Raw genomic sequence first — 20630 nt, 5'->3', positions numbered from 1 at the left:
CCTGGGCCGCGTCAGTCAGCATCTCCATGCTCGAGGCTTTCACCAGCTCGGAACTGTGCTCCATGCGATACAGTGAAAGACCCACCAGCAGGGTCACGATGCCCGCCAGGCAAAGCCCGGCCAGCAGGGTGATTTTCCATTGAATGGAAAGTTGTCTGAGCGACATGGAGACGTCCTTATTCGATAAATATCTGAGACTTTGCACTGTAGCGGCCGCGATCCGGCTTTCTTTATGCCAACAGGCAAAGCTTTTGTGGCGAGGGGGCTTGCCCCCGTTGGGGTGCGAAGCAGCCCTGAAACCTGAGACTTCATATATTCAGGCTCATCGCGTGTACTGGGCTTGCGACTGCTGCGCAGCCGAACGGGGGCAAGCCCCCTCGCCACAGATCATCACGCGCAGTTACTTATTCTGACAGCCCAAGTGCTTTGACACCGGCCCCACTCTGCGGCAAAGTGCGCGCCCTCTAATAAGACCCATTCCTTTTATCCGCTGGCGGCTCACGCAGACTGCCGGCCGGACTCTTTCCGTTTGTCACGAGGTAACGAAATGAACGCAGTCATTGCCGCGGTCGGCATCATGCTGATCCTCAGCCTGTCCCGCGTGCATGTGGTGATCGCCCTGATCGTCGGTGCGCTGGTCGGTGGCTTGACCGGTGGCCTGGGGATCGAGGCGACGCTCAAGGCTTTCAACAGCGGTCTCGGTGGCGGGGCGACGGTGGCGTTGTCCTACGCCTTGCTCGGTGCTTTCGCCGTAGCCATTGCCAAGTCCGGCATGGCCCACGCGCTGGCCGACAAGGCGCTGGCGATGGTAGATCGCCAGCACGCCAACGGCGGTGGCCAGGTCAAATGGCTGCTGATCGGCCTGCTCTGGGTCGTGGCCATCGCCTCGCAGAACATCCTGCCGATCCATATCGCGTTCATTCCGTTGCTGGTGCCGCCGCTTCTTTATGTGCTGACCAAACTGCAACTGGACCGTCGCCTGATCGCCTGCGTCATGACCTTCGGTTTGATCACGCCGTACATGTTCCTGCCGGTGGGCTTCGGCAACATCTTCCTCAATGAGATCCTGCTGGCCAACGTCGCCCGCAGCGGCGTGGACATCAGCGGCATCAACGTGACCCACGCCATGGGCATTCCGGCCCTGGGCATGGTGGCGGGCTTGCTGATCGCGTTTGTCAGCTACCGCAAGAAGCGTGTCTACGACCTGGCGAAGATCGAGCAGGTCGAGCAAGTGGCGGTGCAATACAACCCGCTGAGCCTGATGGTGGCCGGCGTGGCCATCGCGTCGGCGTTCATCATTCAGTTGTTGCTCGATTCGATGATCATCGGTGCACTGGTCGGCTTCCTGATCTTCTCGGTGTCGGGCATCGTCAAATGGCGCGACACCGACGACCTGTTCACCGAAGGCATGAAAATGATGGCGATGATCGGCTTCATCATGATCGCCGCCTCCGGGTTTGCCGAAGTGATGAAGGCCACCGGCGAGGTGCAGACGCTGGTCGAGTCGTCGGCGTCGTACATCGATCACAGCAAGGGCATCGGCGCCTTGCTGATGTTGCTGGTGGGGTTGCTGGTGACCATGGGCATCGGTTCGTCGTTCTCCACCGTGCCGATCCTGGCGGCGATCTTCGTGCCGCTGTGCGTGCAACTGGGCTTCAGCCCGTTGGCGATCGTGTGCATCGTCGGCACGGCCGGTGCCCTGGGCGACGCCGGTTCGCCGGCTTCGGACTCGACCCTGGGCCCGACCTCCGGCCTGAACATCGACGGCCAGCACCATCACATCTGGGACACCGTGGTCCCGACCTTCCTGCACTACAACCTGCCGCTGCTGGCGTTTGGCTGGGTTGCCGCGATGGTGCTGTAACCCCCGGAGCCCCTGTGGGAGCGGGCTTGCTCGCGAAGAGGGCGTGTCAGTCACTATAAATGTTGTCTGACACACCGCTTTCGCGAGCAAGCCCGCTCCCACAGGGGATCTTATGCGGACCTTTTGACCGCGTTCAACTTTTGATCCGGCGTGCCGTTAACGCTTTTAACCACGCCAACAAAATCAAAAGAGTGAACGTCATGCGCATGAGCCTGAAGGCTAAAGTCCTGTCCCTTGCCGTCCTCCCGGTGTTGCTGTTTGCGCTGGTCATTAGCCTGACCACGCTGTTCATTCTGCAGGATCAGGCGCGCAAGGAAGTCGAGCAGACCCGCGAGCGCCTGCTCAGCGATGCCAAGGCGACCCTGCAAAGCTACGTGGCCGTGGCCATGACCACGATCAAACCGCTCTACGACGCGGCCGCCCCCGGCGATGAGGCGGCGCGGGCCCAGGTGATCAAGCTGCTGTCGAGCATCACCTATGGCAAGGACGGCTACTTCTTCGGCTACGACTCCAACACCGTGCGCCTGTTCAAGGCCAACAGCCCCGAAGGCGTGGGCCAGAGCTTCAAGGACAACCGCGACCCGAACGGTGTCTACGTCAACCGCGACCTGGTGAAAGTCGCGAAGGACGGGACCCACTACCTGCAATACAGCTCGACGCTGCCCGGCAACACCCAAGTGCTGGTGCCCAAACTCGGATACACCGAGTACCTGCCGAAGTGGGACATGGCGGTCGGCACCTCGGTCAACCTCGACGGCATCGAAGCACAAGTGGCCGTGGTCGAGGCCAAGGTCCAGGAGCGCATGCAAGGCATGGTGCTGAGCATCGTCGGCGTGGCGGTCGTGGTGCTGTTGGTGATCGCTGCCGCGGGTATGCTGCTGGCCAACACGATTCTGCGTCCGCTGCATCTGATGAAAGCCAACCTCGACGACATCGCGGCAGGCGAGGGCGATCTGACCCGTCGCCTGACCATCACCAGCCAGGACGAACTCAGCGAACTGGCCGGCTCGTTCAACCGTTTCGTCGACAAGATCCACGGCCTGGTGCGCCAGATCACCGAAATGACCTCGCAACTGACCGGACTGGTGAATCAGGTGTCCGACCAGGCCAACCGTTCGGACCAGGCCATGGAGCGTCAGCGCCACGAAACCGATCAGGTGGCCACGGCGATCAACGAAATGTCGGCCGCCGCCCAGGAAGTGGCCAAGAGTGCGCAGAACGCCGCGGTGGCAGCCCAGCAGACCGACGAAGAAGGGCAGGCCGCCAAGCGCGTGGTGGCCGGCAGCATCGAGAAGATCCATGCCCTGGTGGACGACATCCGCAGCAGCGGCGTGTCCCTGGACAGCCTGCAAAAAGACGTGTCGTCGATTGTCAGCGTACTCGGCGTGATTCGTTCGATTGCCGAGCAGACCAACCTGCTGGCGCTCAACGCGGCCATTGAAGCCGCCCGCGCCGGCGAGGCAGGGCGCGGTTTTGCGGTGGTGGCCGATGAAGTGCGGGCGCTGGCCAGCCGCACGCAAATCAGCACCCAGGAAATCCAGGGCATGATCGACCGCTTGCAGGCCGGCACCCGCTCGGCGGTGGAGGCGATGCGCCGCTCCAGCGAGGCCGGCGACGGCACCTCGGCCCAGGCCAACGAGGCGGGGGCTTCGCTGGACACCATGGCCCAGCTGATCGCGACCATCAACTCGATGAACGCACAGATCGCCAGTGCCGCTGAAGAACAGACCGCCGTGGCCGAAGAGATCAATCGCAGCGTGCATCAGATTGCCGTGGCGGTGGATAACGTTGCCGACGAAACCCAGCTCGGCGCGCAGACTTCGCGCAGCCTGGCCGACCTCGGTCAGCGTCTGGGCAGTCTGGTCGGGCAGTTCCGGATCTGACTGGTTTGCAACCTGTGGGGTTTGTGACTGGCAGGAGCGACAGCCACTACACTTGTTCTGTGCATCCGAGCACTGGACGACCTTGCTAGAGGAGTCAGATCCATGATTGACCGCGAAAGTATCTGCGATTGCCCCAAATGTTCCTGCAAACTCGGTGACCATCCGATTGCCCGTCACGGCAAGCATTACTGCTGTGAAGCCTGCGCCAAACACCATGAACACGGCGAGGAATGCACCCATAAAGGTTGCAAGTGCGCTCATGGCTGACAACCGCGAATGAAAAGTGGGGCCTAATCCGGCTCCACTTCCAGCCTGAGGCTGTCATCTTCCAGGCGTTCGCAGTGGCGCACGGTGCCTTGCAAGCGCCGCCCTTCGACCCGCAGCACCAAGGTCCTGGCCTGCTCCAGATCTTCCGGCAATGGCGCCGGGACGCGTATGGCGAAGCAGAATGGGTCATTTTCGACCTGTTCCAGGCCGATCCGGCACTCGGCGCTTTTGGTGATGCGACCGATCGGCGTGTCCAGACCGTAGTCCAGCTGTGCAGGGCTGTTGACGGGTGTTGCGCTCATATCCCTTCCCCCGAACCTGATGGTTACCGGATATTAGTTCGTCGGCCGCCACTTGACGTTTTCCACGCCGAATTTTTCAGCCATCGGCTTGCTGGTCTTTTGCACCTTCTCGCGTCCGAATCGGGGGATTCGCCCCACCCCCGCGTCGCAGCTGGCCCAATGCCAGGCTTCTGCGTTATCCATTTTTTCCAGGCGGATGATGAATGATTTCGCAGCGCCATGGAGGGTGTACTCGATGACGAATAATTTTGCACTGTTCATAAAGCCCCGGTTCCTCCCTGTTGTACATAGAAGGATCGCGCGCCATCAGGAAAATTCATTCGGATTGTCGGACGGCGGCCATTGCTGGCGACAAGTTCGGTGCCTCGTTACCATGAGGCCTTCCCGAACCCCAATGAACATTGACCATGGCCCTCGCCGCACCGCCTGACCTGAGTGACACCGATGTGCCCGTGCAGCCGCTGGCTCGCACCTATCCGCGCGGGTTGTACATCGAGCCCCATGAGCACGTCTGGGGCCAGTTGCTGTATGCGATGAGCGGGGTGATGTGGGTCGAGACGCCACACGAGGCACTGGTGGTGCCACCGCAGCGGGCGGTGTGGTTGCCACCCGGTGTGCCCCACGGGATTCGCGTGGTGTCCGACCTGCAAATGCGCAATATCTACCTGCGGCCGTCCCTGGCCGCGACCCTGGACGACAGCGTGCAAGTCATTGAGGTCGGCGGCTTGCTGCGCGAGTTGATCGTCGGCCTGGTGGAGCAGGGTAACGACGGGGCGCCCGAGTATTACGACGCGCTGGTGGGCCTGGCATTGCTGGAGCTCAAGCGGGCCAGGCGCTCGTTGCTGAAAATCCCGCTGCCGGACGATTCCGACCGGCGATTGATGAATTTGTGTCAGGCGGTCATGGCTGCGCCTTCACTGGACATTCCTTTCGAACAACATGCGGATAACGCCGGAGCCAGCGTGCGCACCCTGGCGCGGCTGTTCAAGGACGGTCTGGGCATGGGCTTCGCCGAGTGGCGGCGTCAGGTGCAACTGGCGACGGCGGTGGCCGAGCTGATCCAGGGCGTGCCGGTCAGCGCGATTGCCCGGGAGCTGGGCTATTCGCCGAGCAGCTTCAGCGATATGTTTCGTCGTGAACTGGGCGTTGCCCCTTCGCAGTTTCCTGCGGCGCAACAGCAGGTCTGAATTCGCCGTGGCCATGCTTTGGCCGAAATTCAGAAGCACTTGGCCGATGCTCAAAGGCGTCGCCCTCTAGACTCGACGCATACCTCAATTGCCCCCGGAGTCTGCCATGAACTACCTCGTGTCTGTGGCCATCGGTCTGGGCGTCGGTCTGCTCTACGGCGCCCTGGACTTTCGTTCCCCCGCACCCCCGGCCATCGCACTGGTGGGCCTGCTCGGCATGCTTGCCGGCGAAAAGCTCTGGCCGATGGGGCGGGGGCTGGTGGCCGGCTGGATCTCCTGAACCCTTTTCGACTCGATGGATACGCTCATGAAAGCTCTGCAATTCGATAAAACCGGTGATCTCTCGGCCCTGCGCTACGTCGAGGCGCCTACGCCTGTGCCCGGCGCCGATGAAGTGCTGGTCCAGATCAAGGCCGCCGGCCTCAACCCCAGCGATGTGAAGAACGTGTTGGGGCGTTTTCCCTACACCACCTTGCCGCGGATTCCCGGTCGTGACTTTGCCGGTGTCGTCGTGGCCGGCCCGCAGGCGCTGATCGGCCGGGAAGTTTGGGGCACGGGCCGGGAGCTGGGTTTTTTCGCCGACGGTTCCCATGCGCAGTTCGTCAAGCTGCCGGCCAATGGCGTGGCGCTCAAACCCACGCACCTGAGCTTCGCCCAGGCCGCCAGCCTCGGTGTGCCGTACACCACGGCGTGGGATGCGCTGGAGCGCAGCCTGGTGACGACCGAAACCCGATTGCTGGTCATCGGTGGCGGGGCGGTCGGCTGTGCCGCGCTGGCCTTGGCCAAGGTGCGCGGTGCCCGGGTGCTGGCGGCCGCGCGGCGTCCGGAACAGGTCAGGGATTTGCAGGAGCAGGGCTACCAGATCCTGCAACTGGATAAACCCGAAGACCTCGGGGCTCAGGTCAACGCCGTGTATGCCGGCGGTGCCGACGTGATTTTCGACACCACCGGTTTCTGGCTGCCGGCCTCGGTACCCGCCTTGGCCGCGTTCGGCCGCATTGCGATCATCGCGGCGCCCGTGGACGGTCACGTGCAGTTGCCGGCCCTGGCGTTGTATCGCAAGGGCGGCTCAGTGGTGGGGATCAACTCGTTGCTGTACGGGGTGCAAGCGTGTGCAGCGATGCTTGATCAGTTCGGCAAGTTCTTCGATCAGGATTTGTTGCCCCTGCCACAAGGCTTGTTCGAGTCGCCACTGGCCGAAGGATTGGAGCGCTATGCCGAAGTGAATCAAGGCAGCGGTGACAAGGTGATTCTGCTGCCATAACCCACAGGGGCACTGCTCACTGTGGCATCTCCAGCAAAGAAAAAGGCTCGTTTGCTGTAGGATTAGTTACCTGGACTTTACGAGGTACACCTATGAGCGAGCCGATTCGCCTGACCCAATACAGCCACGGCGCCGGTTGCGGCTGCAAGATCTCCCCTCAAGTGCTGGAAGTGATCCTGGCCGGCAGCGGGGCGCAGAACCTCGACCCGAAACTCTGGGTCGGCAATGCCTCGCGTGACGACGCGGCGGTGTATGCCATCGATGAGGAACGCGGCGTGGTCTCGACCACCGATTTTTTCATGCCGATCGTCGACGATCCCTTCGATTTCGGCCGAATTGCCGCCACCAATGCCATCAGCGACATCTATGCGATGGGCGGCGATCCGTTGATGGCGATTGCGATTCTGGGCTGGCCGGTGAACGTGCTGGCGCCGGAAGTTGCCCGGGAAGTGATACGCGGCGGTCGTTCGGTGTGTGACGCGGCGGGCATCCCGCTGGCAGGTGGGCACTCCATCGACGCGCCAGAACCGATCTTCGGCCTGGCCGTCACCGGTCTGGTGGAAAAGCGCCACATGAAGCGCAACGACACCGCCACCGCCGGTTGCCTGCTCTACCTCACCAAGCCCCTGGGGATCGGCATCCTTACCACGGCCGAGAAAAAGGGCAAATTGCGCAACGCCGACATCGGCCTGGCCCGGGACTGGATGTGCACCCTGAACAAACCCGGCAGCCGTTTCGGCAAGCTCGACGGCGTGACTGCGATGACCGACGTCACCGGTTTCGGCCTGCTCGGGCACCTGGTGGAAATGGCCGACGGCAGCCAGCTCACGGCGCGCATTGAATACGACCGCGTACCGCGCCTGCCGGGGGTGGAGTATTACCTGGAACAGGGCTGCGTACCGGGCGGGACGCTGCGCAATTTCGACAGCTACGCCAGCAAGCTCGGACGCCTTCAGGAACTGCACAAACGCGTGCTCTGCGACCCGCAGACCAGCGGCGGCCTGCTGATTGCCGTGACGCCGCAAGGCAACGAGCAATTCCTCTCGGTGGCCGCCGAACTGGGCCTGAGCCTGGAACCGATCGGTGAACTGGTCGAGCGACAGAGCAACGCGGTCGAGGTGTTTTGATGTTCGTCGACTGCACTGATTACCGCGACATCTTCCTCAACGATCGGCCAATGATGGACGCCCGTGCGCCGGTCGAATTCAACAAGGGCTCGTTTCCCGGGGTGATCAACCTGCCGTTGATGAATGATCATGAACGCCAGCGAGTCGGCACCTGCTACAAACAGCACGGCCAGCAAGCGGCCATCGTGCTGGGGCATCAACTGGTGTCGGGCGCGGTCAAGGCCGAACGCATCCAGGCCTGGGCCGATTTTGCCCGGGCGCATCCGGATGGCTTGCTGTATTGCTTTCGCGGCGGCCTGCGCTCGCAGATTGTCCAGCAATGGCTCAAGGACGAGGCCGGCATCGACTATCCACGGGTGGGCGGCGGCTACAAGGCCATGCGCACCTTCCTGCTGGACACCCTCGATCAAGCCGTGACCCAGTGCGATTTCGTCCTGTTGGGCGGGATGACCGGCACCGGCAAGACCGAGGTGCTCACGCAACTGGGCAACGCCGTGGACCTTGAAGGTCATGCCAACCACCGCGGCTCCAGTTTCGGCAAGCGCGCCACGGGCCAACCCTCGAATATCGACTTCGAAAACCGCTTGGCCGTGGACGTGCTGAAAAAACGCGCCCGGGGTATCGAGCAGTTCGTACTGGAAGATGAAAGCCGTGCGGTGGGCAGTTGTGCGCTGCCGTTGCCGCTGTACCAGGGCATGCAGCAGTTTCCGATGGTGTGGCTGGAAGACAGCCTGGAAGGTCGGGTCGAGCGGATCCTGCGCGATTACGTGGTGGATCTGTGCGCCGAATTCATCGACGTGCATGGCGATGACGGCTTTGCATTGTTTTCCGAACGCTTGCTGGCAAGCCTGAACAATGTGCAGAAACGCCTGGGTGGCGAACGTCATCGGCGCATGCTGGTTTTGATGGAGGATGCGTTGGCCGAGCAGGCCCGCAGTGGCGCGGTGGATCTGCACCGCGGCTGGATCGAAGGCTTGTTGTGTGAGTATTACGATCCGATGTACGCGTTTCAGCGGGAGAAGAAAGACGCGCGGATCGAGTTTGCCGGGGAGCGGGGGGCGGTACTCGAGTATCTGCGTGAACGGGTCGGCCAGAAAGGTTGAGGGTGTTTTTGCTGGCCCCATCGCGAGCAGGCTCGCTCCTACAGTAAATCTTCGTTTGACACAGGTTTTGTGTACGGCGCGGATCCAGTGTAGGAGCGAGCCTGCTCGCGATGAGGCCCGGTCAGGCAACACACAACCTCAAGTCGGACAGGTTTCAGCGCCATTATCCAGGCCTTGCTTGTACACATGGCTCTGCAAGCTGGCCTTTCCGTTGTGCCAGGTCAGGGTCAGCACATACAGCGAGTCGTAGTCGCTGGACTCCCAGTCATCGGTGATGGTGACTTTCTTGCCGGTGGCGTCGCCGGCCACCTTGTTGATCAGCTCCGGCAGGTAGCCGTGGGACCAGGCCGTGTAGATGACCGCGTTGTGATACTTGTCGTGGATCAGTTCATTCGCCAGGTCACTGGTGTCATTGGCGGAAAAATTGATGTTCACCGGCAGGCCCAGCTTGATGGCGCTGGGGCTGATGGTCATCAGCGGGCGGATGTAACTGTAGGAATTGTCGAATTCGCCTTCCTCGACGTTACGGGTCGGGTTCGCCGCAAACACATAGTTGGCCTTGCCGAACTTTTCCGGCAGCAGCGTGGCCAGGTCGATGGCGCGGTTCAGTCCCTGGCAATTGAGCTGGCCCAGGCCACCGTCGGGTTTTTCCCCGTGGCGCAGGAAGACCAGCGTCTGGGTGCCATCCATCGGTTGGGCGCGACTCAGGCCGGACTCCAGCGACAGAAACAACGCACTGACTGCCAGCAAGATGGGCAACAGCAGGTAAGTGCGGTGTTTAAAGCGTTTGGCAAAATTGAACAGTTTCATGGGTAAAGAGTTCTTCAGCGCAATTCGGTTAAGGCTGACAAACCTTTCCACCACGATTGTCCTGCGTCGGGTGTTTTCCATGTCATTGAAGCCGGTCCGTTATCAAAGGGGTGGAGCTCAGAGTCCCCTGAACCCGTTTGGTTCGATTCCGGCCGAGTGGGCGGCAATGTACCGATAACCTTCACGGGTTTGCAGCGAAGGTTATCGACAGGATGTTGCACAATTGTGGACACGCTACACCCAATGGCGTTCAAACGGTCGTGATCTCTTTTGATCTCGTCTATCAGCGAGATTAATGGCTTCAAGGGCTCGATGAGCCGATATCTACATTATGATCGTCGCTCTCAATGTCTTCGTGGATCCCGCCCATGACCGATCTGTCTGCATTCCCCATCACCCGTAAATGGCCTGCCCAGTACCCGGAGTGGATTCAGCTGTACTCCCTGCCGACCCCCAACGGCGTCAAGGTCTCGATCATGCTCGAAGAGATTGGCCTGCCGTATGAACCTCACCGGGTAGGCTTCGACACCAACGACCAGATGTCCCCGGAATTCCTGTCGTTGAACCCCAACAACAAAATCCCGGCGATCCTCGACCCCCACGGTCCGGACGACCGGCCGCTGGCGCTGTTCGAGTCGGGAGCGATTCTGATCTACCTGGCCGACAAGAGCGGACAACTGCTGGCCCAGGAATCGGCCGCGCGCTACGAAACGATCCAGTGGTTGATGTTCCAGATGGGCGGCATTGGTCCGATGTTCGGCCAGCTCGGGTTCTTCAACAAGTTCGCCGGCAAGGACTACGAAGACAAGCGCCCCCGTGACCGCTACGTCGAGGAGAGCAGACGCCTGCTCAAGGTGCTCGACAGCCGGCTCGAAGGGCGCGACTGGATCATGGGCGAGCGCTACACCATCGCCGACATCGCTACCTTCCCGTGGGTGCGCAACCTGATCGGCTTCTATGAGGCCGGCGATCTGGTGGGCATCCAGAACTTCCCTAACGTCACGCGGGTACTGGAACGTTTCCTGGCGCGGCCGGCGGTGGTGCGCGGGTTGCAGATTCCGAGCCTGGTCTCCAACTGATCCACTGCAAAACCTGTGGGAGCGAGCTTGCTCGCGATGGCGTAGTGTCAGGCAGCATTTGTATCGACTGACCCACCGCTTTCGCGGGCAAGCCCGCTCCCACAAGGGGATATGGTGTTCTCAGGAAGTGCCAAAAAACGGCCGGATCCCATGATCGCGGAAATACCGTTCGATCACTTTCGGGTCCGCACACGTTTCGGCAATCGCCACATAGGTATCGGGCCGCAACAGATAAAAGCCGTTGCGCCCCAGGCCTGCGGCTTCAAACGCCGGTCGCCAGTCGAACACATGCAGTGGCAGATGGTGCTCATTGCACCAGGCGATCATCTCGTCGCTGGTGTCGCCATAAACATGCACCTGCCAGGTCACGCACTTGAGCGACTCGAAATTATCCCCCTCTCCGTCATGGGCCCAGGGCAGGCGATCACCGCCATGCACATGCCCGGCAACGCCCGTGCTCAATGGCATGCCCCGATAATTCAGGGTGATCTGCGACACCGTGCGAAACATGAATTCGCGGGTGGTTTCAAAGGAGGTTATTTTCGGTATCAAGAACGGTGCCAGGCGTGTACGCAGCAAATCGGCCATCCGCCCCTCGGCGGTGACGAAGTTGAATACCCGGTCGGTGGTGGCCACCAGTTTGCGCGCAAACGCGATGCGCTCGGTTTCATAGGTGTCGAGCAGTCTGGCCTCGGCGCCGCCGCTCAACACGGCCGCCAGTTTCCAGGCCAGGTTGATGGCATCGCCAATCCCGGTGTTCATGCCCTGGCCGCCCGCCGGACTATGGACGTGGGCAGCATCGCCCAGTAAAAACGCCCGGCCGTTGCGGAAGTGATCCGCCACCCGGTGATGCACGCGGTAGGTCGAGAACCAGTTCAGTTGCTCGATCTTCACCTTCATGTGCTCGATGGCCCGGCTGCTGACGTCCTCGAAGCGCAGGGTCTCGGCGTGTTCGGCGCGCTCGTCGCGTACCGTGCCGATCAAGCGCGCGCGACCACTGGCGGCCAACGGGAATACGGCGAGGAAGTCCGCCTCGTCGAGATCCACATGCAGTTCGCCGTTGAATGCCGGGCCGCTGGCCTGCACGTCGGCGACGTAGAAAATCTGCTGATAGGTCCCGCCGGGAAATCCGGTATCCAGGGTCTTGCGCACAATCGACCGGGCACCGTCGCACCCGGCCAGGTAACAGGCCTGGCAGGTCTCCTGCTGACCGTCGGGCAGGAGCAGTGTGGCCGTGATGCCGTTTGCGGATTGCTCGAAACCTGCCAGTTCAGTGTCGCGTTCCACCGTGATACCGAAGGATTCCAGGCGCTCGATCAGCAGCCGTTCGTGTTCGTCCTGAGGGAATATCTCGAGAAACGAGTAGGGGGTCAGGCCCTCACCGATCTGAGACAGGGGCAGGCGCGCCACAGGCTCACCCTTGACCCAGAAGTTGCCGGCCATTACTTGATGGCCGTTTTGCACCACGGCGTCATCCAGTCCGAGCTGGCGATACAACTCCAGTGTCCGTGCCTGGACGGCCAGCGCCCGGGACGTGGTGCCGGGGGCCGAGGTTTTGTCGACGATCCGCACGCGCACGCCCAGTTTGCTCAGCCACAACGCCAGGACCAGCCCGGTCGGGCCAGCACCGATGATCAACACGTCGCTGCGGTGCATGAACCTGTCCTCCTCGCTGTGTGAATCAAGTATGGTCCAGTCGGGGAGGGCGGCAACCGTCGGACTGTCAAGGACGTAGCCGCTGACCTGCCATTGGTCGTATGGTTGGCCCGGACCAACGGATTAGATGGAACGACATGCAAATCAGATTGATCACAAGCGTCGCCGTGTTGCTGGTATTGGCCGGTTGCGGCAGCCAACGGACCCAGGAACCGGCGGCGCGCAGCCCTGCGGAAGTGAAGGCCGAGATTGTGCGTTTGCTGCCGGCCAAGGCTGCCGATCCCCAGGGTTGGGCCAGGGATATCCAGGTGGCGTTTACCGCGCAAGACATCTCGCCGACCACAAAAAACCTGTGCTCGGTACTGGCGGTGACTGAACAGGAGTCGACCTTTCAGGTCGATCCGAGCGTACCGGGCCTGGGCAAGATCGCCCGCGACGAGATCGACCGCCGCGCTGCCAAGGCACACATACCCAGCCTGCTGGTGAGCGGTGCGTTAATGCTCGATTCGCCCAACGGCAAAAGCTACAGCAACCGTCTGAATGCCGCGCGCAGTGAAAAGGAACTGAGCGCTGTTTTCGATGACTTCATCGGCATGGTGCCGATGGGCAAGACCCTGTTCGGTGGCTTCAATCCGGTGCATACCGGCGGACCGATGCAGGTCAGCATTGATTTTGCCGAGCAGCAGGCCAAGGGCTATCCGTACCCGGTGAAGGGCTCGATTCGTCATGAAGTGTTCACCCGGCGCGGCGGCATGTATTTCGGCATCGCGCATCTGCTCGGGTATCCGGTGAGTTACCCACAGCCGTTGTACCGCTTTGCCGACTTCAACGCGGGTTGGTACGCCAGCCGTAACGCCGCGTTCCAGAACGCGGTGAGCCGGGCTTCCGGTATCCCGTTGGCGCTGGATGGCGACCTGGTGCGCTACGGTTCGATCATGCCCGGCACCACGGAACTGGCCGTGCGTACCCTCGGCAAGCAACTGGACATGCGCAATCCGACGATCCGGGAACAACTGGAAGAGGGGAAAACCCTGGCGTTCGAAGACAGCAAACTCTATCGGCGGGTTTTCGAACTGGCCGAACGGGCCGAGGGCCGGACGTTGCCCCGTGAAGTGTTGCCGGGGATCGTGCTGCAAAGCCCGAAAATCACCCGTAAACTCACCACCGCGTGGTTCGCCAAACGAGTCGATGAACGCTACCAGCGCTGCATGGCGCGGGCAGTGCAGTAATCGCGGCGCAAAAAGAGCATAAAAAACCCGGCGGGTGAGGCCGGGTTTTCATTGAGTCCTGCGGTCAAGCACTGCATTCAGACAGCGCGGCTTTCGATCAGGCGGTCCGAGCCACCTTCAGCGACGCGGTTTTGCAGCAGTTTGTCGGAGCCGCCTTCAGCTACGCGGTTTTGCAGGAGCTTGTCGGAGCCGCCTTCGGCAACGCGGTTTTGCATCAACTTGTCGGAACCATCGGCGGCGACGCGGTTTTCGATCAGGCGATCGGAACCACCCTCGGCTACACGGCTTTCAATCAGACGATCCGAGCCGCCTTCAGCAACCACTGGTTGAGCGGAGTTTGCGGCAAAAGCGTTAACTGCGAAAACCGAGAAAGCGATGCTGAGGAGGGTCTGGCGTTTCATGATCGTGTGCTCCGGGGGTGCTTATGGGTTGGTATGGAGCAGATGTTACGCCGGGGATTTTTTAAGAGAACTTCATTGAAGTGATGGTGAACATCGACGGCAATGATAGGACTTGCGCCACACCCCTGGTGAGCGTGATGGTGCGGTCGTCGGATGGTCACGGTGTGGCGGGCGGTGGCTTCTACACTGGATAGCTGGCGCGTTCCTCTGCCGCGACGGTCGATGTGGCCCGGCAGAGGTCGCGGTATGCAAGGAGACGTCTATGTACCAGCTCTACGGCCATCAGAACTCTGGCGCGGCGGCCATCGAGGCTGCCCTTGAACTCTGTGATGTTCCTTATCGCTTCATCGATGTCGAGACGTCCGCGGAGGCGGCCCAGGCGCTGGAGAAGCTCAACCCGCTCAAACAGATTCCGACCTTGCAGCTACCCGATGGCGCTGTCCTGACCGAGAGCGCGGCGATCCTGATCCACCTCGGGCTGACCTTTCCCGCATCGGGATTGTTGCCGCAGGATCCGGCCGAGCGAGGCCAGGCCATTCGCGGCATGGCGTACATCGTCAGCAATTGTTACGCGGCCATCGGCATCATTGATTACCCCGAACGCTGGCTGGCCGAGGCAGATGAGTCGTCCAGGCAAAACCTCATGGAGGGCGCCCGTCGGCGCCTGCACTGGAGTTGGGAGGTGTTTGCCGATCAGTTCTCGGGCGAGTTGTACCTGGGCAGCGAGAAGCCTGGGGGCCTGGATGTGCTGGCGGCAGTGATCTCGCGATGGGCGGGCAGCCGGGAACATTTGCGCAACGCCCGGCCGGGGTTTTTCGCCTGGCTGGAACGCATCGACCGCCACCCGGCACTGGCACCGGTGTTCGCCCGGCATTGGCCGGCCTGAAAACCCTGAAAACCAAATGTGGGAGCGAGCTGTGGCGAGGGGGCTTGCCCCCGTTGGGCTGCGAAGCAGCCCCAAAATTTCCGATGTATCGAAGATCTTGTGAGTGCTGCGCACTCAAACGGGGGCAAGCCCCCTCGCCACAGCTCCCACAGGTGGAAAGCAAGGTGTCCGGACTTATTCCCCGCGAATGTACTGTTCCAGCTGCTTGATCAGCTCCGCCTGTTCGGCAATGGCTTCCTTGACCAGATCACCAATCGACAGCAGGCCGATCAACTTGCCGCCTTCGACCACCGGCAAGTGACGCAGGCGTTTATCGGACATGATGCCCAGGCAGGTATCCACGGTTTGATGGGTGTCGACGGTAATCACCGGCGACACCATGATGTCGCGCACCGGCGTGCCCACCGAAGAGCGGCCGTGCAGCACCAGTTTTCGCGCGTAGTCCCGTTCGCTGATGATGCCCAGCACTTCATCATTCTCCACCACCAGCAAGGCGCCGACGTTTTTCTCGGCCATCTTCATCAGTGCTTCGAGCACCATGTGATCGGGTTTGATCTGGTGCACTTCCTGGTTTTTCTGATCTTTGAGCTTGAGCAGTTGGGCGACGGTTTTCATGGTGGTTACTCGGGTGTTGTCGTTGTTCTTGAAGAATCGTAGACGCGAGCGTTCTGGGCAAGGGCGAATGCGGCAGATAACACGCAAAAAACGTCATTCGACGGTTTTTCTTTGGTAAACCTCACATTTCAGGCCAATAGATTACCTGTGGGAGCTTGCTCGCGATGGCGGTGTATCAGTAGACATTGATGTCGACTGACACTCAGTCATCGTGAGCAAGCTCGCTCCCACAAGGTTCTGTACTGGATTCACTGCACGGGAAGGAAATTCAGGAACATCAGGCTCTGGGCATAATTCAGGCCGATGCGCCGGTAGCGTTCGTCGAGCATCCGGGTCAGCAGGTCCAGCCGGGCGACGATCTTGCCGAACTCGACGGCAAAGCTCAGGTTGCTGCCCTCCTCCGAGATTTCGTTGGAGAACAGCAAGGGCTGGCCCTCTTTGTTCTGTCGCTGGCTGAGGATCCAGGTGGCGATCTCGATGTTGCGCGCGGCATTGCTGACGAATACCGGGTTGATCGTATCGGTCATGTAGAACTCGAGACGATTGCCATGGGCGGTCACCAGCATGCTGCCGATGGCATAGATGAACGCCCCGACCCGATCGCCCAGAAACTCCGGGCTCATGGCAAAACGCAGGGCCGCGAGGTCCTTCTTGCCGCCCAGGGTCGGTAACGGCTGCTGTTGTTCAATGGCCATGCGCACTTGCTTGCCGGCCGTACGGGCATCGAGGAAACCGGATTTCTTCAGCTCATCGGGATTGCGCAGGTAGAGCTTGCTCATCAGCAGGTAAAGGCTGTTGAGGTTGTCGCGCATGGCCAGGGTCGCCATGCGGTCGACACTGGTTTGCAGGAACTCCTGGGGTTTGCCTTCGCGCATCTGGGTGATGATGTCGCCGCCCTGTTGCTGGCTGCAGCCGGTGACGAAGAACATCGACAGACCTGCCAGCAGCAGGCAATGACGGCGGATTTTAGTGGTGATCGCGGGTGAAACTCGAGCCATGGGTTCTTGGACTTGGGCATGGGCCGGCGGTGGGGATCGCCGCAGGCTGCCATGGATAGAGCCGGACATTTCGAAAAAGTGCAGTATCGGCACAGAGCAATCGATCACCGGCAAGGTGCAACTCAAGAGTTCGCAGCCGGCGGCGGAACCGATGGACTATTCTGCTGCCCACTGCAATAACCATCGGCATTCATAAAGGAGGTTTGCATGCGCACGCTTGAACTGGCTGGCACCAGGGTCCCGGTCATCGGCCAGGGGACCTGGCAGATGGGCGAAGACCGTTCACGGCACACGGAAGAAGTCGCGGCACTGCGCCTGGGCATCGAACTGGGCATGACCCTGATCGACACCGCTGAGATGTACGCCGAAGGTGGCGCCGAGGAAGTGGTCCGCGATGCCATCGCCGGCCAACGTGACAGCGTCTTTCTGATCAGCAAGGTGTACCCGCACAACGCCAGTCGCCAAGGCATTCCCCAGGCTTGCGAGCGCAGCCTGCGCAGGCTTGGCACCGATTACATCGATCTGTATCTGCTGCATTGGCGCGGCCAGTATCCCCTGGACGAAACCGTCGATGCCTTCGAGCGCCTGCGCGAAGCCGGCAAGATTGGCCGCTGGGGCGTGTCCAACTTCGACCTCGACGACCTGCTGGAACTGGACGCCCCGGCCTGTGCCACCAATCAGGTGCTCTACAACCTGGAACAACGGGGCATAGAATTCGATTTACTGCCCTGGAGCCAGCAACGGCGGTTGCCGGTCATGGCTTACTGCCCGATTGGCCAGGGCGGTAAAATGCTCTTCGACGCCACGCTCAGGCAGGTGGCCGCCCGGCACAACGCCACAACGGCACAGGTGGCGCTGGCCTGGATACTGCGTCAGGAAGGAGTGATCGCCATCCCCAAGGCGGTCCGACTCGAACATGTACGCCTCAACGCCCAGGCCGCTACGTTGCAGCTTGAGCCCGGGGATCTGGAGGCGCTGGACCAAGCGTTTCACGCGCCACAACGCAAACAGCGGCTGGCCATGGTCTGAACCACCGCAGTCAGAGAGCTTCGCCATGAGAAGCACCGACCACCTGGATCCGTTCAATCTGCAACGCTTTCTCCAGGCTCAGGAACCGGTATTCGACCGGGTTCAAAACGAGCTGAACAACGGACACAAGCGCAGTCACTGGATGTGGTTCATTTTTCCGCAGTTTGCCGGGCTCGGCGGCAGCGAGATGTCGCGCCGCTTTGCCATCCGCTCGCGGGAGGAAGCCCTGGCCTACCTTGAGCATCCGTTGCTGGGTGCCCGGCTACGCACCTGCACCCAGGAGGTGCTGAACATCCGGGAGCGCTCGGCAGTGGGGATTTTCGGTCATCCCGACGACCTGAAGTTTCACTCCTCGATGACACTGTTTGCCCAGGTCGCCGGCGCCGACAGCCTTTTCCAGCAAGCCTTGAACCAGTACTTCCACGGCATCCTGGATGACTGGACCCTGTCGCTGATGGACTCAAAACAGGCCCAGTTGCCCACCAATCAGGGTTGAGAAGTCGTCGTCGACAAACGGCAGTATCGCGTCCGCCACCGGTTGCAGCTGCCGGGTGATGTAGTGGTCGTAATCGATGGGCGCGCTACGCACTTCCAGCGGCTCGGGGCCGGCGACGGTGATCACGTAGCTGATCCAGCCGCCGTTCTGGTACTGGCGCGGGCGCCCCTGCCGGTCGTTGTACTCGTCGGCCAGGCGCGCCGCGCGTACGTGGGGCGGCACGTTGCGCTGATAATCATCGAGGGTGCGGCGCAGGCGTTTGCGGTAGATCAGCCGGTCATCGAATTCGCCGGCCAGGGTCTTGCGCACGTAGTCACGCACATAATCCTGATAGGGCTTGCGCAGGAAGATCCGCGAATACAGCTCCTGCTGGAATTGCCGGGCCAGCAGCGACCAGTCGGTGCGCACGGTTTCCAGGCCTTTGTAGACCATTTCGTCGCTGCCGTCGTCACGGGTGACCAGCCCGGCGTAGCGCTTCTTGCTGCCTTCTTCGGCGCCGCGAATGGTCGGCATCAAAAAGCGTTTGTAGTGGGTTTCGAACTGCAATTCGAGAACGCTCTGCAGGCCGTACTCCTGCTGCACGTGCTCGCGCCACCACTGATTGACGTGCGCCACTAGCGCGTGGCCGATCTGCGCCGCTTCCTGCTGGCCATGGGCGCGACGCAGCCAGACGAAAGTCGAGTCGGTGTCGCCGTAAATCACCGCGTGCCCCTGGGCCTCGATCAACTGGCGGGTGCGCAACATGATTTCGTGCCCGCGCAAGGTGATGGACGACGCCAGGCGCGTGTCGAAGAAGCGACAACCGCTGGAGCCGAGTACGCCGTAGAAGGCGTTCATGATGATTTTCAGCGCCTGGGACAGCGGCGCGTTGTGTTCGCGCTTGGCGGTTTCCCGGCCTTCGGCCACCCGGGCGACTATGGACGGCAGGCAATGCCGGGTGCGGGAAAAGCGCGCGCCACGAAAACCCGGTACCGACTCGCTGTCGTCCGGGTGCTTGAGCCCTTCAATCAGCCCCACGGGGTCAATCAGGAAGGTACGGATGATCGACGGGTAGAGGCTTTTGTAGTCGAGCACCAGCACCGATTCGTACAGCCCCGGTTGCGAATCCATGACAAAACCGCCGGGGCTGGCTTCAGGTGGTTTGCCACCGAGGTTCGGCGCAACGAAACCCTGACGGTGCATCAGCGGCATGTACAGGTGCGTGAACGCCGCCACCGAACCGCCCATGCGATCGGCCGGCAAACCGGTGACGCTGGCCCGCTCCAGCAGGAAGGTAAGCAACTCGGTCCTGGCGAAAATCCGCGTGACCAGTTCGCAGTCCTTGAGGTTGTATTTGGCCAGCGCCGGTTTGTCCTCGGCGAACATGCGATTGATTTCGTCCATGCGCTGGTACGGGTTGTCGATGGACTTGCCCTCGCCGAGCAAGGTTTGCGCGACGTTTTCCAGGCTGAACGAGGGGAAACTCCAGGTCGCCGAACGCAGGGCCTCGATACCGTCGATGATCAAGCGGCCAGCGGCCGATGCGAAGTAATGGTTACCGCTGCCGTGTTCGCGCCACTGCATTTCCTCGCCGCCGCGCCCCAGTTTCAAGGGCACCGCCAGACGCCGGGCGTGTTCGTGAAGTACCCGCAAGTCGAACTGCACGACGTTCCAGCCGATGATCGCGTCGGGGTCGAACCGGGCAAACCAGTCGTTGAGCTTTTTCAGCAGCAGGGTTCGCGAGTCGCAGTACTCGAGCTGGAAATCCACCTGGCTGGCGTCGCCATTGGGCGGACCGAGCATGTACACCTGACGCTCGCCGCAGCCTTCCAGGGCGATGGAATACAACTCGCCCTGGGCGGTGGTCTCGATGTCCAGGGACACCAGTTTCAGGCTCGGCCGGTAATCGGGGTCAGGTTTCATCTGCGCGTCGAGCAGCAGGCCCTCGGCATTCGGCGTGCCACTGAAACGCACCGGCGCGGTGATGAAACGCTCCATCATGTAGCGTTCCGGCGGGCGCACGTCGGCTTCGAACACCTCGACACCGGCCCGACGTAGCGCGGTTTCCAGGCGCATCAACTGGCCATGTTGCTGGCAGTAAAGACCGAGGACCGGTCGATGTTCGAAATCCTGCAGGGCCAGGGGCCTGAGCTCGACGTTCTTCTCGTCATGCAAAACGCTTTCGGCGGGCTGACGCTGCGCAGCGGGGATGAACGCCACCGACGGTTGATGAGGCAGGCGGATACGCCGGGGACCGCTGTCGGTCGCCAGCCAGAATTCGACTTCCGTACCGGCCGGGGTGTCGCGCCAATGCCGGGTCAGGACGAAGCCCTGCTGTAGATCCACCACTGCAAACCTCGAAACTGATTCAGAGGGGGATTCTACCCGTCATCAGTCGCGATAGCGCGTTCGTCGCCGGTCTATCAGGCAGACACCGATCCTGTGGGAGCGGGCT

Annotated in this window: 21 protein-coding genes and 1 pseudogene; 14 read left to right on the top strand and 8 right to left on the bottom strand. The window is 61.4% G+C overall.

The window, feature by feature from the left end; all coding sequences use genetic code 11:
- Positions 1–547 precede the first annotated feature (547 nt).
- The 4 genes and pseudogenes from AC3IX1_RS19510 to AC3IX1_RS19495 all read left to right on the top strand — a co-directional run bounded on the left by AC3IX1_RS19510 (position 548) and on the right by AC3IX1_RS19495 (position 4014).
- Entirely contained in the window at positions 548–1864 is a 1317-nt protein-coding gene (locus AC3IX1_RS19510; protein WP_489385440.1) for a Na+/H+ antiporter family protein, read from the top strand.
- A gap of 59 nt (positions 1865–1923) precedes the next feature.
- Positions 1924–2889, top strand: a pseudogene (locus AC3IX1_RS19505) (cache domain-containing protein); the annotation flags it as partial.
- A gap of 36 nt (positions 2890–2925) precedes the next feature.
- Complete coding sequence (locus AC3IX1_RS19500) at positions 2926–3747, top strand: methyl-accepting chemotaxis protein (RefSeq protein ID WP_489388766.1); 822 nt, start codon at positions 2926–2928, stop codon at positions 3745–3747.
- 102 nt (positions 3748–3849) lie between these two features.
- Positions 3850–4014 carry a metallothionein gene (locus AC3IX1_RS19495; RefSeq protein WP_489385439.1) on the top strand — a complete coding sequence of 55 codons (165 nt, stop codon included), beginning with the start codon at positions 3850–3852 and terminating at the stop codon, positions 4012–4014.
- Between the two features lie 23 nt (positions 4015–4037).
- Here AC3IX1_RS19495 and AC3IX1_RS19490 read toward each other — a convergent pair whose 3' ends face one another.
- Together AC3IX1_RS19490 and AC3IX1_RS19485 are read right to left on the bottom strand one after the other, a co-directional pair.
- Positions 4038–4316, bottom strand: a complete 279-nt coding sequence (locus AC3IX1_RS19490) for a hypothetical protein (RefSeq protein ID WP_489385438.1) — start codon at positions 4314–4316, stop codon at positions 4038–4040.
- Between the two features lie 33 nt (positions 4317–4349).
- Positions 4350–4577, bottom strand: coding sequence for a DUF6555 family protein (locus AC3IX1_RS19485; RefSeq protein ID WP_489385437.1), 228 nt, complete (start codon positions 4575–4577; stop codon positions 4350–4352).
- A 146-nt stretch (positions 4578–4723) separates the two neighbouring features.
- Here AC3IX1_RS19485 and AC3IX1_RS19480 point away from each other — a divergent pair, with 146 nt between their 5' ends.
- From AC3IX1_RS19480 to mnmH, 5 genes are all read left to right on the top strand, one after another.
- A complete protein-coding gene (locus AC3IX1_RS19480; protein WP_489385436.1) occupies positions 4724–5503 on the top strand; it encodes an AraC family transcriptional regulator in 780 nt (259 codons plus the stop codon).
- A gap of 106 nt (positions 5504–5609) precedes the next feature.
- Entirely contained in the window at positions 5610–5783 is a 174-nt protein-coding gene (locus tag AC3IX1_RS19475; protein ID WP_008049832.1) for a DUF1427 family protein, read from the top strand.
- Between the two features lie 27 nt (positions 5784–5810).
- Positions 5811–6767: a quinone oxidoreductase family protein gene (locus tag AC3IX1_RS19470; protein ID WP_489385435.1), complete on the top strand. Its 957-nt coding sequence runs from the start codon at positions 5811–5813 to the stop codon at positions 6765–6767.
- 92 nt (positions 6768–6859) lie between these two features.
- Positions 6860–7894 carry a selenide, water dikinase SelD gene (gene selD, locus AC3IX1_RS19465; RefSeq protein WP_489385434.1) on the top strand — a complete coding sequence of 345 codons (1035 nt, stop codon included), beginning with the start codon at positions 6860–6862 and terminating at the stop codon, positions 7892–7894.
- The gene (gene mnmH / locus AC3IX1_RS19460; protein WP_489385433.1) at positions 7894–8997 is read left to right on the top strand and encodes a tRNA 2-selenouridine(34) synthase MnmH; all 1104 of its coding nucleotides are present in this window, start codon (positions 7894–7896) and stop codon (positions 8995–8997) included. Before selD ends, mnmH begins: the two co-directional genes overlap by 1 nt.
- Positions 8998–9135: 138 nt before the next feature.
- Here the strand turns inward: mnmH and AC3IX1_RS19455 are convergent, their stop codons facing one another.
- A complete protein-coding gene (locus tag AC3IX1_RS19455; protein ID WP_489385432.1) occupies positions 9136–9807 on the bottom strand; it encodes a histidine phosphatase family protein in 672 nt (223 codons plus the stop codon).
- Between the two features lie 368 nt (positions 9808–10175).
- On the opposite strand from AC3IX1_RS19455, the gene AC3IX1_RS19450 reads away from it, so the two are divergent.
- Positions 10176–10886 (top strand): glutathione S-transferase family protein, encoded by a 711-nt coding sequence (locus tag AC3IX1_RS19450; protein WP_489385431.1) that lies wholly within the window; start codon positions 10176–10178, stop codon positions 10884–10886.
- Positions 10887–11006: 120 nt separating this feature from the next.
- Here the strand turns inward: AC3IX1_RS19450 and AC3IX1_RS19445 are convergent, their stop codons facing one another.
- The gene (locus AC3IX1_RS19445) at positions 11007–12542 is read right to left on the bottom strand and encodes an FAD-dependent oxidoreductase (protein WP_489385430.1); all 1536 of its coding nucleotides are present in this window, start codon (positions 12540–12542) and stop codon (positions 11007–11009) included.
- Positions 12543–12679: 137 nt separating this feature from the next.
- On the opposite strand from AC3IX1_RS19445, the gene AC3IX1_RS19440 reads away from it, so the two are divergent.
- A complete protein-coding gene (locus tag AC3IX1_RS19440) occupies positions 12680–13771 on the top strand; it encodes a DUF1615 domain-containing protein (protein WP_489385429.1) in 1092 nt (363 codons plus the stop codon).
- 77 nt (positions 13772–13848) lie between these two features.
- On the opposite strand, the gene AC3IX1_RS19435 is transcribed toward AC3IX1_RS19440, so the two are convergent.
- Complete coding sequence (locus AC3IX1_RS19435; protein ID WP_489385428.1) at positions 13849–14172, bottom strand: hypothetical protein; 324 nt, start codon at positions 14170–14172, stop codon at positions 13849–13851.
- 262 nt (positions 14173–14434) lie between these two features.
- Between AC3IX1_RS19435 and AC3IX1_RS19430 the strand changes: the two genes are divergently transcribed.
- The gene (locus tag AC3IX1_RS19430; protein WP_489385427.1) at positions 14435–15058 is read left to right on the top strand and encodes a glutathione S-transferase family protein; all 624 of its coding nucleotides are present in this window, start codon (positions 14435–14437) and stop codon (positions 15056–15058) included.
- 174 nt (positions 15059–15232) lie between these two features.
- Here AC3IX1_RS19430 and AC3IX1_RS19425 read toward each other — a convergent pair whose 3' ends face one another.
- Complete coding sequence (locus AC3IX1_RS19425; protein ID WP_008051296.1) at positions 15233–15673, bottom strand: CBS domain-containing protein; 441 nt, start codon at positions 15671–15673, stop codon at positions 15233–15235.
- Between the two features lie 248 nt (positions 15674–15921).
- Complete coding sequence (locus AC3IX1_RS19420) at positions 15922–16671, bottom strand: hypothetical protein (protein ID WP_489385426.1); 750 nt, start codon at positions 16669–16671, stop codon at positions 15922–15924.
- A gap of 207 nt (positions 16672–16878) precedes the next feature.
- Between AC3IX1_RS19420 and AC3IX1_RS19415 the strand changes: the two genes are divergently transcribed.
- Positions 16879–17700, top strand: coding sequence for an aldo/keto reductase (locus tag AC3IX1_RS19415; RefSeq protein WP_489385425.1), 822 nt, complete (start codon positions 16879–16881; stop codon positions 17698–17700).
- 25 nt (positions 17701–17725) lie between these two features.
- Positions 17726–18196: a DUF1810 domain-containing protein gene (locus AC3IX1_RS19410; RefSeq protein WP_489385424.1), complete on the top strand. Its 471-nt coding sequence runs from the start codon at positions 17726–17728 to the stop codon at positions 18194–18196.
- Here the strand turns inward: AC3IX1_RS19410 and AC3IX1_RS19405 are convergent.
- On the bottom strand, positions 18161–20521 hold the full coding sequence (locus AC3IX1_RS19405) for a DNA polymerase II (protein ID WP_489385423.1): 2361 nt from the start codon (positions 20519–20521) through the stop codon (positions 18161–18163). The genes AC3IX1_RS19410 and AC3IX1_RS19405 overlap by 36 nt on opposite strands.
- Between the last annotated feature and the right edge of the window lie 109 nt (positions 20522–20630).

Source organism: Pseudomonas sp. KH_046_2 (genome assembly GCF_057838985.1).
Note: the sequence above shows the minus strand (reverse complement) of the source record. Positions and strands in the feature narration are given on the sequence as shown.